Source organism: Lacticaseibacillus camelliae DSM 22697 = JCM 13995 (assembly GCF_001436615.1).
Lineage (GTDB): Bacteria > Bacillota > Bacilli > Lactobacillales > Lactobacillaceae > Lacticaseibacillus > Lacticaseibacillus camelliae.
Window position 1 is genome coordinate 1 of the sequence record NZ_AYZJ01000081.1, and the last position, 14,842, is coordinate 14,842.

Here is a 14,842-nt window from a genome sequence, read left to right on the forward strand (position 1 = left end):
TGGCAGAAGGTGGTAAAAAGTTTGGCAGAGGTGGTAAATTCCGATGGCCGCCTTCAATGATGTTGCGAATCAAGTCGGAGATCTTAGAGGCTCGACGGCGGAAGTAGGTCAAAGTTGAGGCATTGAAAGGAATCTTGGCCTCGTAACGTGTTCTTCCCATGAAGTACTGAAACGCTGGCGTGTCGCGAATGGCCTCCACCAGCTTCGCGTCTGATAAATGTGTCCGCTGTTTGATCAGCTCGGCACCGTACAACTCGCGAAATGGTTTTGCAGCACGTCCGGCACTCTTATTAAAGACAGATTGGTATGCTTCATCCAGCTTCTGCCATGGAATGAGCGAGGCTAACTTCACCCACTCGTTATCAGGGCTGAGTGATGTGCCCAGGCCGCAATCAAACGATTCGAAAGATAGTTGAACGTCAGTATGCCGATAAACCATGGATAAATCCTCCGTTACGAGATGACAAGTGCAAGGGAAACTGCCAAAAACAGGAAATTCCTCTGCATTCATTATACGACAGTAACGGAACGGTTCCCATGAAAACCAGGCACTTACAAATATTCAGTATCCACTACACTATCATAGAACTCCCCATCTAAAGCGAATGCAATGCCACCCTTTCGTACACGAACTGGCGCATGAGTTTTTTTGCGTGTCGATAGTTCTGGAAATATGGAATATCTTGTTTGAACAGATTTACTAAATCAGATTTAGTCTTGAAAATTGATTGTTCTGCTTGACTAAGCTCACCCCATATCTCAGTTACGACATCGTGCACAATTCGATTGAATGCATCCGAATTCAATGAGGTAAATTCAATAAATGCATCAAAGCGGTAAAACATTGCATCACCGAGCGTCTGTCTAATTTGCTCAATGTTTTCAAAGTTTGCTGTACAAATAATAATCAGATTCTCCGTCTCGACGTGATAATTTCTGTCCTCAAAAACACCCTCATCAAACAATTGATAGAATGCATTGTAAAATCCTGAGCTTACTTTATCAAATTCATCAAGCAAAATTACGTTGGATTCCCGATTCGCAAGGTCCCGCGCAAAACTACGTTGACTATGTTCGGCGCCAAATAAATAATCTGCTGCCGATTGATTCTGGAACATTGATAACTGTTGCCGCGACAACGTGCCACTCAGTATTTCACCCAACAGATTCGCTGCTTCGGTTTTTCCAACTCCAGAGGGCCCATAAAACATCAGAACAAGCGGTATATGGTGATTGCTACGATGCTGATATTCAGTTAGTACAGTGAATAAAGTCTGCAATGCATTCCTTTGTGAATATATATTCTCGGGAAATTTTTCATAGAATTCCTTGATGTCATCTTTAGAGATTTCCAAAGATTTGTTTTTCAATACCTCTGTTTTATCTGGATAAGATGCCATTAGTTGATGGACGACGACTCTCGGTGGATTCTGAAGAACAATGTTTTCTGCAAATTCCACTGCCAATCGTAAACTCTCTGATAAAGTTTCAATTCCTGACTGAGTTATTGCCGCAAAAGACTCAGAAGTTCCATAGAGAGTCTTACCCGATAGCTTTTGTCTAAACTTATCTTCATCTGCGGCCTCGATTACGTTGTGATTAGTCTGATCATAGAACGTAACATATGTCTCTAGTGCTATCAGATCAGGCATAGTTATTTGTTTGTCAAAGAAACTCCTCGGGCCAATTACTAATTTAATTTTTCTCATTTACAATTCCCGTTAAGATAATATCAAACATCGGTAACCCGGCTTCAACCATGTCGGATAATCTATCAATCTTCTTCTCAATCTTTGAATCTGTCTCAAGATTATGAGTTAGTGACGTCACCGGCTCAGTCGCTGTTGGTTCTTGAAATGATTTTGAAAAATTAAGTGTACTAAGCAATTTATTCCCTGACTTCACCCCATACGACACAAGCCGCATGCTTGTTAGGTCAGAAATTCCGTAATTATGTTGGAACGCGGCATTATTGAATCTGAAGATAGCACTATATTTCAATTCATTAGGCTTGCGCCCCACCAATTCGTAATATCCCTTTCCAAGTTTAAGAGCGTCATAAATCTTATTGGCCTCTATCTGGACCCCACCATCTATATCAAGCTTTCCATTCGTCATCATCAAATACGGGGAAATCGATTGAATGTATTCAATTGATCCTTTATAAAGAGATAGACTGTAATCTTCGAGTTTAACAATTTCATCAGATGGTTTGGCTGCAGACTCAAGAAAATCTGAAAGCACCGCACTTGTTACCGAAGATTTAACCAGTTTGTCCGCGGCTACTTTACCACTCAAATTGACTTCACCATCAATTTCTATTCCTGGAATTACGGAAAGCCATTTCCCCAGCTTTGACTTAACCTTTACATCGGCCGATGTGGAACCCTCAACTGTTTTTTCAGTCTGCGAAGATGTCGACCGCTGTCCGTGGTTGGAAATAGTCAGGTAATCAATTGCGGAAGACTCATCAAAATATACTACTTTCATAAAGGCCCTCTCCCGATTCTTTGAAAAATTTATATGTGCTGTACCTTACTTATCCAAGAATCACGCGTTGTATAAAGTCTCATCAAATGAACTAATTGTAAGAATCATTCCCGGATTCAGATCAGTAAAGACTGCTGAATAGTGTGTGTCATGCACCTCGGAATAAAATTTATACATCTGGTCAGACTCCATTCCTTCAAACTTTGCATCTTTTGGAAGATAATCCATCACAATATCTTTAATGTGTTCAGCATCGACGTTTTGATTCATTGGTAGCTTCTTCACCTCATAATCGACGCTCTGTATAATCGACTGTATCACAGTATACCCAATGTTAAACTGCGGGCTATCAACTACATAGCGCCCTGTATCATTTACATCAACGTAGGACTCCATATCATCCGTTTTATCAATTAACGAGCCTATCACGTTGAAATCATCCGGATACTGATACTTATGCAACATCAATAGCAGCGTAGCCGCTAGATCTTCCGAAATTTCAATAGCTAGTAACGCCTCCAATTTTGCAGGAGGAATGCTTCGTGTACGTCCTCCATGCGCCGCGGCTGCAGAATTTCTAAGATCAGCGATACTTTGCACTAAATCACAGGTAGTCGTTGCGATTTTTTCGGTTTGTTCGAAGTTTGGTAACTGAGCAGCAAACAAACGGAGCGTTTCACGCACCGCCGCGTACATGCCAATTGTATAATTGCCAGTAACTTGAACATGCCCCTTATCTTCCTCAATTTCTTTATTTGTGACGGCATGGTAGACGTACGCGCACGTAGACTCAACCAGCGTCTTTGCCATCGCAACAGCATCACCGTAGTTGCCCTCATTATACTTTGTGGTCATCTCAATAAACTTTTCTTGAATGCCACCAACCAGAAATACATCTGCTCTGGTTCTGAAATCCTGAAGATTCATCACGTTTGTCCCTCCTATGCACCCCATTACTCATTCAGGAACGTGCTTTTCTCTAAAAATCTCCAGCAATGGCACTGGCTCAAATTTGTGCGGTGTAATTTTTTCAGGACCTCTCAATTCAGTTGAACTATGAGCAGAAGTAATTTCAAAAATAAAGCTATGTAAATTGTCCTTCGTAATCTTCCCAGAAAATTGCCTAAATTCCTCGACGAATGCTCTGTAATTCGATAAGTAATTGTTATCTAACATCAATTGATCATACCGTACTTTAGACAATTCCTTCTCTTCACCCTGGATTATTCATAGAATTTCAAAAAAGCAGCGCAATCCCACGATTCACACGGGACTGCGCTGCTTTGGTGTTTCACCCATTGGGTGCGCCTATATGCTAAGGTTGAGTCGATAAAAACCATCACGAAAGCGAGGCTTCACACCATCTCAACTTTAACCAGCTTATCCCTGCAATGCAATACCAATGTGACTGTGACCGCCGACGGCGGTCAACTTTCAAATGACGCCGGGCTCGTTTTGTTCCAAGAGTTTCTTCATCGTATCAACTTTAGGCAACTTGCCAATCAGTGCCTCAAGTTACCAGACCAACGACGATTCTGGAAGGCCTCGATGATCGACATCTTCTTGGAAAAATTGTTGCTCGACGTTGCTGGGTATTTACATGACAGTAGTGCCAATGACTGGCAACGTGATCCCGTACTGGCGGCCACCTTGGGTAGCTCTCGGCTAGTCTCACAGCCCTCACTTTCACGGTTTTTCAAGCGCCTTGAAGACGCCGACCTAGATGACTTTCGGAAGCTTATCTGGCAAGTAGCCGCCTTGGCTTTCCGTCTTAGTGGTCAATCCCGCTTCGTGCTGGATATAGACTCAACGCATTGTGATACTTTCGGTAATCAAGAACGGTCCGCCTTCAACGCTCACTATATGGCCTATGGATATCACCCTCAGGTTGTATTTGATCAAGAGTCCGGGTTGCTCTTAGACGCCTTGATGCGCCCTGGCAATGAGTACACCGGCAAGGAAGCTGATAAGTTCGTCGAGACAACTTTTTCGCGCCTATCGGCGCTCCCTCAAAGCACCAGCGTCATCATTCGAGGCGATTCGGGGTTTGCTGCGCCAAAATTCTACGAGATGTGCGACACACATGGCGTCGACTTTTTGGTTCGACTCAAGGCAAATTCAAAGCTTGGGAAGCTGGCAGAAACGGCCTTAGTGGATTGCCCTCCAAAATATGAAGAGAGCAAATGCGTCTACCACGAATTCAAGTATCAGGCCGCGTCATGGGGTAAAGCTCGCCGTGTTATCGTATGTTCTACTCATACGGCAGATGAGCTAGTTCCCTGGAACCACGCATTCGTAGTGACCAGCCTGGCCTCCGAGGCTCCAGAGACTTTGTTCAAGACCTATAGACAGCGGGGCAATGCTGAGAACCAAATTAAGGAGCTGAAATGCGGGTTTGGCTTTGACAAAACAGACAGCTCAACTTTTGCACGGAACACTGCACGAGCCTTGATCACCGGTATTGCCTATAACCTGGTTCAGCTCTTTAAACAGCTCTTTGTCTCGGAAGACCGTCGTTCAACCATCTCCTCGCTACGGTTCAGTCTCTTTCACATCGCCGGTAGGATTACTTGGCACGCCCGTCGTGTGGTGATTCATCTTGCTTCTAACTATGTTTACAAGAACTGGTTTAGTCGGCTCATGGACGAAGTCCATCAGTTGGCGACCTGAACTGAATAACTGAATAGGTCGTGCGTCGAGCCGAAAACTGGGTCGGTCTGTTCGTGGTGCATCGATCACCAACTTCTCCGCTCAGTCAGTATTCGCAACGCTCCAAACGTTGCTTTCAGACCGGCCAGATGCGATTTCATGTCCCAAATACCGAGGTGAATAATCCAGGTTCACTATTAATGAATTCATGTAATGACGTAGCAATCTTTACAGCTTGTTGCGGATCATCATCCAATAATTTTTCTAGATTAGGTTTAAAACCTAAAATATACTTAACCCTTTCTTGGAGTTCAGCTAAGGTAATATTTCCATTTGGTTGAATTGTTTCCATTATTTATATCTCCCCATCACAATATCTTTAACCTCCTGAAGATAATCATCGGTACATTCAGGCACAAGTAACTGTCCATCAATCGCATCGATCATAACCTTTTCTTTATCCTTCAGCTTTTTGTAGACAGTATTATCAATGAACCCCATATGAGCAACATCACCCTTAGTCATCAAATAATAATACCTAGTGTACTGATGTGCTGGCAGTCCCAGACGATTAATTCGATCTCGCGACTGCAACATAAAAGTCAGGTTAAAGTTATATTCAAAGTAAACCGCATCATGTACCGTTTGGTGCAGCGAAATGGATTCACCTAACGTATTAGGATTAGAAACCAATACTTGAGCATCACCAGTGCGGAAGTTATTAATCATTTTTTCACGGTCTTGCTTTGGTGTAGCTCCATAAATCAAGGTAGTCTTGATACCCATTCCATTGAGAGTATCAGTCATCTTTTGCATGGTTCCGACAAACATCCCCCAGACAAGGACTTTCTTACCCTGACTAACTAACTTATCAATTAAGTCAATCCCCATCTCAAACTTAGGCGATTTAATCCTTGCTAAATCATACTTCTTGTAAACCTCACCGCTGCTAACATTCTTTTTTTCAATCTCCGCTGATTGCTTGTCCCAAATACCAGAATCTCCATCAATTAACCCTAATTCCTTGTAATTGATATTGCTGGCTAACAGAGCTGGATTAGTCGATGCCTGAAGTAGCCTAATAAAGGTAGCCAACGTCCCATTTTCGGTTTCGTAAATCGCTTGCGACAACATCTGCTGATCCGGAGATGGATCTACCACCTTAATGATATCTGGATCTGGCTTAGGCACATGCAGATCTTCCTTATTTGTTCGCCAGAAAAATGGCGATAACTTCTTATTCACATCTTCTGGGTCAATATTGTTCAAAGTCGTTAAATCCCAAGCAAAGAATGATGAATATTCATCGGGATACATCAAATGTAAGAAATTATAAATATCTCTAAAACCATTTGGAATTGGTGTCCCCGTTAAAACATAACGGTAATGTGGTGCCTGGCTTAAATTGAGGGCCGCCTTGGCACGTTGACCCCCGACGCCCTTTACCCGGTGGACTTCATCAAAAACTAACATGGTTTTTGAATCCAGTAAGTCATTAATAATGTTCAGCTTACTTTGTAAAGATTCATAGTTGATGGTAATTACATCAGCTTCAACCCAATCATGCTTAATAGCGCCGACATTATTGTTATATTTCTTATCCCGCATGTTGAGATAATGCAGCTGACGCTTCGGACCAAATACAGCTTCAAATTCCGTCCGCCAAGCAGCAAAAGCATTTAATGGTGAAACTACTAACAGTTTATTAACTTCATCTATTCTCGGACTAGAAAGATAAGCAAAAGTACCATACATCATCGCAGTTTTACCAGCACCGGGCACTGAAAAATTAGCCGCTCGTTTCATGATAGTCATGAAGAAGCTAGCTTTTTCTTGCTCTGGCTTAAGCGGACGCGTAATTTCTTGACTAACGACCGCTTTGAAGTTATCAAACTCATGTTGCCAGCGAGGATCACCATCTTTAATAGTTAAACCAGCCTGACTTTGTTCCTTAATATAATACTGACTCTGTTGAACAAAATGATTAAACTTGTTGCTAGTCTGAACCTCAGGTAACCCTTTACGTTGCAGACGCCTATTAAGTTTCTTAACTAATTCAAGCAGTTGAACGTAAGTTAAATCTTCCTTAAAGGTTCGCTGTCTCGGATCTTCAAAGTACGGCCTAAAAATAGCTAAGCCATGCTGAGCTGTCTTTGACTCCAGTGTATGGTTACTATCATCTAGTAGTTGGAAGAAACCGTCATTATTCTTAATAATGATTGGACTATCTGATTTCGTCTCCATACTTACTGAACAACTCCTTACTTAGTTGATTCAAGTCACGCATGTATTTTTGCAACTCTTTTAACTGGTCTTCACTCACTTCGTTATAACGAAGGCTCCCAATGAGGCCACCATCTTCGTTTAAGTCATGATAATATTTCACATTTTGCTTAATGTTACGAATGAATTTATCGACGGACTCACTGTTCCGTGCGTTCCGCATATAAGTATCAAAAGTATCTCCTAGGGTTTCAACCGTATCATTTTCATCAGTTAAACTTTGCATTAAATCAGAAGTGGTATGAATTTCATCATCTTGCAGGGAATCAGACAGATCATCCACTATATCTGCTACATCGTCATTAAAATCCTCATTATCAACACTATTTACTACGTTTTTACTATACTCGCGAATATGGTTACGTGCAGTGTTGCCGCTAACACCTACATGGATTTGATAAAGAATCACACCAAAATAGGAGTTCATGGTTTCATTTTTGCGAACTTGTGATTCTGGATCATCACCAAAGTTCTTAGATAGGGATTTACCCATTTCATAGAAAAGGGTCCAAACTTTACTTTCCTTGATAATATTGAAGTTGTTTTCAGGTGCTCCAATGAATTCCAAAAACTTCTTCATATAGACTGCACCGTCATAATATTTTTTTACTTCTGTTGGGCGCATATGAGAATCGGCTGCGTAATCAGCCTGGGTCATAATTGGATCATCACCACTGGTAGTTTGATAAATATCAACCGCTAGATCAACCGGGTCATAATTTTGCCGTTCCTCAACCCCCATCTGAATAGCCAATTCAAGCTTTTTAATTTTGACACGTTCAGTAGTGTTGTTATATGAGAATGGCAAAACGACTGCTTCAAAATAAACTGTCTTACCAGTTGATTGATGAATATCACGTAAGGCCGTAAAGCGACGATTACCATCAACGATCCGGCCATCATCAAGTACGTAGCCATAAACCTGCTGGCCAGATTCCTGAATTGATTTTTCTGTTCGTTTCAATGCTGATGAATTATCCTGCTCAATTAACTTAGCAATAAAATTGTTATATTGTGGGTCTCCATGGTCATTTGCTGGGTGCAGCTCATCATGATACTGAGAAATGCCTGTTGCGATCCGACCATTCTTATCATTGTAATAAAGGTATTCCAACGGAATTTTATAGACATCCAACGTCTCGGAACTAACACCATCCACCTTAATTGGTAGCTTAGGCTTAGCTCCTGTCTTCTCTAAATTTCCTTCTTTAGCTAATTCAATTAGCGACAGCATCCTAATTCAACTCCCCGTTTTCCAACTTATTAATCAAGTCATGCACCTCTTGTTCACTAGTAGCCATTCGATAATAAACTCCTGCTTCCTGCAAATGATCAAAGTACTTTTGCTGAATAATTCGAATCTCTTCATCACCCAACCGCATGTTTTCAGCTTTAGTTTCAATCACTAAATAAATTGGCTTATTACCATGTTCAATCTTAAAGATAAAGTCGGGTGTAGTCGTTCCATTATCAAAACGCGGAATCTTAATAGCCTTTTTTGGTAATTTCCCAAAGACGCTAATCTTCGGACCATACGACCGTTGCAAAATTTTTAATTCTGGATCAGCACTGTCATAACGCAGCGGTGGTCGATCATACAAGTACTTTTCATCAGAAGTTGAATTTGATTGGTATACGCCAAGTACGCTAGCAGGAACTGAATCTACAAATTCTTGCTTCTTGGCATTGTAAATCGAGGTGGAAGCCAAAAACTTCAAAGGTTCATAGCTATATGACGTCTTGATTCGTTCGTTAAACTGATTGTTAAAGGTTCGAATTAAGTTACCCAATGTTTTTTCATTAATGTAATTAGTATTGTTTCTTAATCTCTTAATTGCCTTAATCATCAGGTTGTTCAGCAAGTTTACTGATAAATCTGTTTGTTGGGCAAGAATCTTAAGAAATTTACCATATTTCATGGTCAAATATTCAGTATTATAATCCGCCTGCGTTTCTCGAACAGACGCTGAACTACTATCAGTCACCACTTCTTGATGGACCATCTGTGGCCGTTGCAAGACGAAAATCTTATTATCACTATCATTGAAGACATCACGAGCCACAGTTTCTGCATCCTGATTAACCGATGGATCAAACTTGATCATTTGCCGCTTAGCCAATTGCAGCCACAAATTCTTCAATTGCTGCCAATTTTGCTTGCGTAACTTAACAGTTGTGCTGTCTTTTGAATTTTTATCTCGAACCTTATCCTTAGCAACTTTAGTTTCTTGGACTAATTCTGGATAAAGATAACACAACGCATCATAGCCGGTCATCGTTTGACCATCTAATTCAACGTTTTCTTTAAATTCGTTAGAACGAGTAATCACATTATGATCATCCAAATCATCAAGCAACTGATCCTCATCAAATTTAGGGTCGGTTTTTTGTTTGGCTTTAACAATCAGCTTGATCATGTCATCAGTTAATTCTTCTTGGTTCAGTTTTATCGGTGAATCATCATTAATTTCACCTACTAACTTTTGAGCAAAATCTCGTTCATCATAACCTATTAAGAAAGATAGACGACTCTGCCACTCATCCTGATTCAAACGGTGACCAGTTTCATCAACCGGAAGCCGTAAACCACGACCAACTTCCTGAATCTTACTAATTTCTGAGCCAGAAGTACGCAACTTGGCAATCGTGAAAACATTAGGATTATCCCAACCTTCACGCAGCGTCCACTTTGAAAAAAGAAAACGACGAGTTAACCAATTACCATCTTTATCCTTAAAGCTGAGCAGTTTTTCCTTATTACTAAGAATATCCTCAACTTCAGCTTGAATATCAGCATCTGAACTGCCGCGATCTTCACTAAAGTAGCCAGCATATACGTCCTGATGTTTTGATTGCAAACTCCTTAAAGTAGCTTGTAAAAATGAACAATAATCTTTTTCTCGATTATCAATTGCCATCTCATACCGGCCAATCAGTCTCTTTAATTTTTCAGTTAAAAGTCGTTCAAATTCTTTGGCAAGCCAGCCTTTACTGCTATTTTCTCCTCGAAAGCTTGAAATACTATCAATGAAAAACAAGGACAAGGTTTTGATTTTAGGCGCATTATCCTCAGAGTTAGGACGTAGGAAATTTTCCTCTTCGGCTTTAAAGTGGCAGTCCAGTGCTTGCGAAATAATCTCTTTCTGGTAACTTTGCGCGAAAGTGCCCGGGATTAATTTCATGTCTTTAGCCAACGCTAATCCATTAGATAACTCATGATCCGTGCCACCGGCATAAGTAATATCCCCTTGAAAGCCTGGATCGACATCTGCAAGGTTTTCACCAACACCAAGGGAATATTCTTTTTTCCCTTGGGAAAGGATCAATTCTTTAGCTTTAACCTGTTTAACCTTGTACAAGTTGCTTGCTTGCTCTTCTGGCATATCTGGGTAATCGATATCGATTCCCTTAACTAAACCTTGATTAAAGCTATCAACGGCATCCAAGTTGAACTGGGGTTCACCACCGTAATAATCAATCTTAGTAACCTTGTTTTTGCCACGCCCACTTGTCGTTTCCGGGAAAGTGGCCCCAAATCGAACAATTAATTGGGGCTTCATTGCTTTAATATCTTCATAAAACTTTTTACCCCGTGGGAATCGCTGCGGCTCGTCAATAATGACTACAGGTCTAGTTGCCGCAATGGCCTTAATTGGTGAAGTTTCGCCACCAAGCAAAGTCTGATCATAATCATCACAGTGCATGGACTTAGAATGAAGCATCCCTTGATTAACCAGCAGTACCTCAATTTGATTAGTATTCTGTCTAGTTGCCTCCACAAATTCAGATAACTGTGCCGGGAAGTTACGACGGCCTGAACGTGTACTAAAATCACCTGCGTTAATGACGTTTAATTGTACCCGAGTATTTTCATAGAATTCACTAAAATGCTGTTTAGCATAATCACTGGTAATGAAACTACGAGTACCCTCTTTAATACTTGGGCTAGGCACTGCAATGACAAACTTAAAGAGACCATACTTTTGATGTAATTCATACATCATCCGGGTATAAACATAGGTCTTTCCCGTACCTGTTTCCATCTTGATGTCAATATTAGCTTTATCGTTGTAGCGGTACTTAATCAGCGGATTGGCATAGATGTAGTTTGCATTGGGATCATTACTCATCGTATCCATTCCGGGAAAAGATTTATCAATGGCAGCCAGAGCGTCAGTTTGATGCTGTAAAGTTTCTAGTTTAATCTTCATGGCTTAGTACCTCTTGATCAAAGTGACTTTACTATCTAACTGCTTCAGACCATTTTCTAGTTCGCGAAGTTCGGCGACGTTAAAGGAATAGCCAAACAGAACCACACTCTGTACTTCTAACTGGTGAGTACCCAGTTGATTTAACAGCTCTCTGGTCTGGTCAGCTCCCCAGTCTTCATTAATCAGGTAGAGACGATTATTTTCAACTTGATGAGCTGTGTAATTGCCAAAATTAATTTCTTCAACGTTGGTATCGAAAGAATACCCATCCTTAGCCAGCCAGGTAGTAAGAATGGTGTCTTCACCAGCCGTATCTCCAGCTACTTCTAAACTCTGGCTAGAGAAACCGTCAACCATATTAGTAAATAAATTGGTATTGTTTGGATCAAAGTCTTCAATGTTTTCCAACGTCTGTTTAATCGGTTTGACAACTCGATAATGCTTGAAGCTACCATCAAAGTTCTCAGGTAAGGTCAATTCATTATCTTCACGAATTTTCTTAGCTGCACGACGAATACGTTCCCGGGAAATTTCGTCGATAGACTTAAACCCAGCGTCGTAGGCAGCCTTACCACCTTTAGTTGGCACCTCTGTCCCATCACTATTAACTGTATAAGTCTTTTCTGGTAGCTGCGCCATGATGAATTGACGATTACCACCATCTTCAGCATTTAATTGCATGACGGCATCGGCAGTTGTAGCAGAACCGGCAAAGAAATCGAGCACTACCATATCCTTATCAATCTGATGCAAACTCAATAAATAAGTTAATAACTCAAGTGGTTTCGGATTCTTAAATACTCCCTTTTTGTCAAACATATTGTTAAGATATTGTGTTGACTTTCTAGTTTGCATTTTTAAAACTGATCTACCAACTTCTAACTTATCTTGAGTAAGATACGTCTTTTTAGACGCCAATTTTTTATTATCGAGTGGGAATTCGATAAGATTCTGTTTTTTCCAACGATCCCATGTCTCAATATTACAGCTCCATCCTCGCGACGGTACTTTTAGTGGCTCACCTGTTAAAGGATTAATTCTTATATCTTTAGGCCCCCTCCCCTGAGGATCGTCGATAGGTCCTATTCTGTAAACTCCCCCATCGTCAAAATATTTATAATTGCTGATATTATCTTTCTTTAAGTCGTTCTTTTCGTAAAATTCTTTCAGAATTCTTTCAGCAACTTCCTTCGTTTTACCAGAAACCATATCATTTATTTTTTTATTTAACGGATGTATATATCCCCAATCATCTACTTTCCTTGCATCAACCTCGCTTTTGCAATAAACAAGGACATATTCATGTGAGGTTGCAACTAATAATGGATCATTTTTTGGTGTCCCATCTATTATCATCTGAGCTATGAAATTAGTTTCACCAAATATTTCATCCATTATGCCCCTTAATTGTTCAACTTCATTGTCATCAATTGAAACAAACATCACGCCTTCAGCAGTTAGTAGCCTTTTTGCCAAAGCTAACCTTGGATACATAAATGTCAGCCATGCAGAATGACTAGACTTTCCCTGAATGCTCTTTAAATGTTCAACCTGATCCTCATCAATTCCAAACATTTCTTTTAACTTATCATCAGAGTATTCAAATTTATCCGGATAAGCAAAATCATCTTTACCAGTGTTATATGGAGGATCAATATAGATCACATCAACCTTATTTGTATATGCAGACTGTAAATGTCTTAGAACTTCAAGATTATCTCCCGTAAAAAAAAGGTTTTTGCTATTTTTCCCTTCTCCCATATTCTGTTTTTTATCAGGAACAATGACGGTTGTCGACATTTCACCTGCTTGTCTACGAGCATAGCCTTTGCCAATAAAGTCCAGTTGGTACCCTTCACTCAGTTCATTAATATTTTTATCTTTTAGCTGACTCATAAATTTATTAAGATCAAAAGATCCATTATTGGTAAAAAATTCAGGCAGCTTGTCTTTAAGTTCATTTAAGAAAGCCGTGTTCGGCTGCACAGTTTCATTGTATTTTTCATTATCTGTTTGCATGAAATTTCTCCTACTCTTCGTTAATTGGTACAGTTTCGCAAATGTCATTAAGGTTGCAATCCAAGCCAGTGCATATCTTCATCAAAAGATCCGTAGTAACATTAGCATCTTTTCCTAACTTAGCAACGGAAGCAGCACTAAGCATAAGCGCCTAGCCGGCCGCAGTATTGAGAAGCGTCCTAAGACTGTCGAACGCCGCAAGCAGTTCGGACATTGGGAGATGGATACCGTTGTCGGGAAACGCAATGGCCGTGAGAGCGTCATCCTGAGCCTGATTGAGCGGAAGACTCGTTGCCAACTTCTCCGACTGATCGACGGCCGAGACTCGGACTCTGTGGAGTTTGCGTTACGAGAAATCAAGCTTGAGTGAGGTGACTGTCTGCGCACGATTACCGCAGACAATGGCCCGGAGTTCTCGACTCTGGATAAGGCCTTTGAGGACACAGATACAGACATCTTCTACGCGCATTCATACACCTCATGCGATCACGGCTCCAACAAGGCCCACAATCGCATGATTAGACGTGACTACCCAAAAGGCGAGTCGCTGGATGATGTTAGTCCCAGCCAGGTGCTGGCTACCCAAGACCGTCTTAACGGGCTTCCCCGGAGAAAGCTAGACTACCGTATCCCCCAGGAGTGTTTTGAGACCGAAGTGCGCCGGACTCGGCGTTCAGCACAACACGTAAGCTAAACAATGAACCACTCATAAGATAACAGGCTGTTCTTGGGAGTGTCTCAACACCCCGGCTAACTTGTTCTTGCAATTTGGGAATTCTTTTTTCCCCGCTTCGTTCATCAGTAAGCTCCTCTATTATGGTGCTATTTTGACGATAGACATCGTCGGTCGTGTAGTCCCTTGTCCAAGTATATCCATTATAAATTAGGAATTCAATGAACTGCCCAACATAGACTGCACAAAAATAGACTGCCTCCAGATAGACACATGTATCGCTTTTTTCGTAGATTTGAGTTAAACAAAAAAATCCCCGCCAACTCAGCCCTCAATCGGCCCAAACTTGGCGGGGATTTTGGCGGGGAACGTCACAACTCCCCCGCCAATCATATCCTTTGCATCTCCCGAAAACGCCGTTAAATCAACATTCCGGGTTCAATTTACATGTACCTTTTATTCCCAGTCGAAGGAATCTGGTAAGGTGGCTTATGCGATTGCTAAGGCCGCTGACGTT

12 protein-coding genes and 1 pseudogene are annotated in these 14,842 nt (G+C 41.1%); 2 read left to right on the top strand and 11 right to left on the bottom strand.

Features of this window, described 5'->3' with window-relative positions:
* The 5 genes from FC75_RS10555 to FC75_RS13050 all read right to left on the bottom strand — a co-directional run.
* On the bottom strand, positions 1-439 hold a 439-nt coding region (locus FC75_RS10555; protein ID WP_162261117.1), incomplete at its 3' end, for a transposase.
* A 157-nt stretch (positions 440-596) separates the two neighbouring features.
* Entirely contained in the window at positions 597-1,709 is a 1,113-nt protein-coding gene (locus FC75_RS10560; protein WP_056989860.1) for an AAA family ATPase, read from the bottom strand.
* Positions 1,696-2,490, bottom strand: a complete 795-nt coding sequence (locus tag FC75_RS10565) for a DUF6414 family protein (protein WP_056989861.1) — start codon at positions 2,488-2,490, stop codon at positions 1,696-1,698. The genes FC75_RS10560 and FC75_RS10565 overlap by 14 nt, the downstream gene beginning before the upstream one ends.
* A gap of 60 nt (positions 2,491-2,550) precedes the next feature.
* The gene (locus tag FC75_RS10570) at positions 2,551-3,417 is read right to left on the bottom strand and encodes an abortive infection family protein (RefSeq protein ID WP_056989862.1); all 867 of its coding nucleotides are present in this window, start codon (positions 3,415-3,417) and stop codon (positions 2,551-2,553) included.
* Between the two features lie 30 nt (positions 3,418-3,447).
* Positions 3,448-3,666, bottom strand: coding sequence for a hypothetical protein (locus FC75_RS13050; protein ID WP_235808743.1), 219 nt, complete (start codon positions 3,664-3,666; stop codon positions 3,448-3,450).
* Positions 3,667-3,894: 228 nt separating this feature from the next.
* On the opposite strand from FC75_RS13050, the gene FC75_RS10575 reads away from it, so the two are divergent.
* Entirely contained in the window at positions 3,895-5,160 is a 1,266-nt protein-coding gene (locus tag FC75_RS10575) for an IS1380 family transposase (protein ID WP_157698601.1), read from the top strand.
* A gap of 136 nt (positions 5,161-5,296) precedes the next feature.
* On the opposite strand, the gene FC75_RS10580 is transcribed toward FC75_RS10575, so the two are convergent.
* From FC75_RS10580 to FC75_RS12530, 6 genes are read right to left on the bottom strand one after another with little or no spacing between them, the layout of a single operon-like run.
* Positions 5,297-5,491: a hypothetical protein gene (locus FC75_RS10580; RefSeq protein WP_054665179.1), complete on the bottom strand. Its 195-nt coding sequence runs from the start codon at positions 5,489-5,491 to the stop codon at positions 5,297-5,299.
* Positions 5,491-7,383: a DEAD/DEAH box helicase gene (locus FC75_RS10585; RefSeq protein ID WP_056989864.1), complete on the bottom strand. Its 1,893-nt coding sequence runs from the start codon at positions 7,381-7,383 to the stop codon at positions 5,491-5,493. The genes FC75_RS10580 and FC75_RS10585 overlap by 1 nt, the downstream gene beginning before the upstream one ends.
* Positions 7,364-8,656: a hypothetical protein gene (locus FC75_RS10590; RefSeq protein ID WP_056989865.1), complete on the bottom strand. Its 1,293-nt coding sequence runs from the start codon at positions 8,654-8,656 to the stop codon at positions 7,364-7,366. Before FC75_RS10590 ends, FC75_RS10585 begins: the two co-directional genes overlap by 20 nt.
* A 1-nt stretch (position 8,657) precedes the next feature.
* Positions 8,658-11,633 carry a type III restriction-modification system endonuclease gene (locus FC75_RS10595; protein WP_056989866.1) on the bottom strand — a complete coding sequence of 992 codons (2,976 nt, stop codon included), beginning with the start codon at positions 11,631-11,633 and terminating at the stop codon, positions 8,658-8,660.
* 3 nt (positions 11,634-11,636) lie between these two features.
* Positions 11,637-13,652 (bottom strand): site-specific DNA-methyltransferase, encoded by a 2,016-nt coding sequence (locus FC75_RS10600; protein ID WP_056989867.1) that lies wholly within the window; start codon positions 13,650-13,652, stop codon positions 11,637-11,639.
* A gap of 10 nt (positions 13,653-13,662) precedes the next feature.
* The gene (locus FC75_RS12530; protein WP_225350838.1) at positions 13,663-13,797 is read right to left on the bottom strand and encodes a helix-turn-helix domain-containing protein; all 135 of its coding nucleotides are present in this window, start codon (positions 13,795-13,797) and stop codon (positions 13,663-13,665) included.
* Between FC75_RS12530 and FC75_RS13255 the strand changes: the two are divergent.
* Positions 13,786-14,346 (top strand): annotated as a pseudogene (locus FC75_RS13255) (IS30 family transposase); the annotation flags it as partial. The gene FC75_RS12530 and the pseudogene FC75_RS13255 overlap by 12 nt on opposite strands.
* Positions 14,347-14,842 lie beyond the last annotated feature (496 nt).

What these genes read in the sequence shown, in the direction of transcription:
- FC75_RS10560 (WP_056989860.1), bottom strand. Translation starts at nt 1,709, where the DNA reads ATGAGAAAAATTAAATTAGTAATTGGCCCGAGGAGTTTCTTTGACAAA.
- FC75_RS10565 (WP_056989861.1), bottom strand. Translation starts at nt 2,490, where the DNA reads ATGAAAGTAGTATATTTTGATGAGTCTTCCGCAATTGATTACCTGACT.
- FC75_RS10570 (WP_056989862.1), bottom strand. Translation starts at nt 3,417, where the DNA reads ATGAATCTTCAGGATTTCAGAACCAGAGCAGATGTATTTCTGGTTGGT.
- FC75_RS13050 (WP_235808743.1), bottom strand. Translation starts at nt 3,666, where the DNA reads ATGTTAGATAACAATTACTTATCGAATTACAGAGCATTCGTCGAGGAA.
- FC75_RS10580 (WP_054665179.1), bottom strand. Translation starts at nt 5,491, where the DNA reads ATGGAAACAATTCAACCAAATGGAAATATTACCTTAGCTGAACTCCAA.
- FC75_RS10585 (WP_056989864.1), bottom strand. Translation starts at nt 7,383, where the DNA reads ATGGAGACGAAATCAGATAGTCCAATCATTATTAAGAATAATGACGGT.
- FC75_RS10590 (WP_056989865.1), bottom strand. Translation starts at nt 8,656, where the DNA reads ATGCTGTCGCTAATTGAATTAGCTAAAGAAGGAAATTTAGAGAAGACA.
- FC75_RS10595 (WP_056989866.1), bottom strand. Translation starts at nt 11,633, where the DNA reads ATGAAGATTAAACTAGAAACTTTACAGCATCAAACTGACGCTCTGGCT.
- FC75_RS10600 (WP_056989867.1), bottom strand. Translation starts at nt 13,652, where the DNA reads ATGCAAACAGATAATGAAAAATACAATGAAACTGTGCAGCCGAACACG.
- FC75_RS12530 (WP_225350838.1), bottom strand. Translation starts at nt 13,797, where the DNA reads ATGCTTAGTGCTGCTTCCGTTGCTAAGTTAGGAAAAGATGCTAATGTT.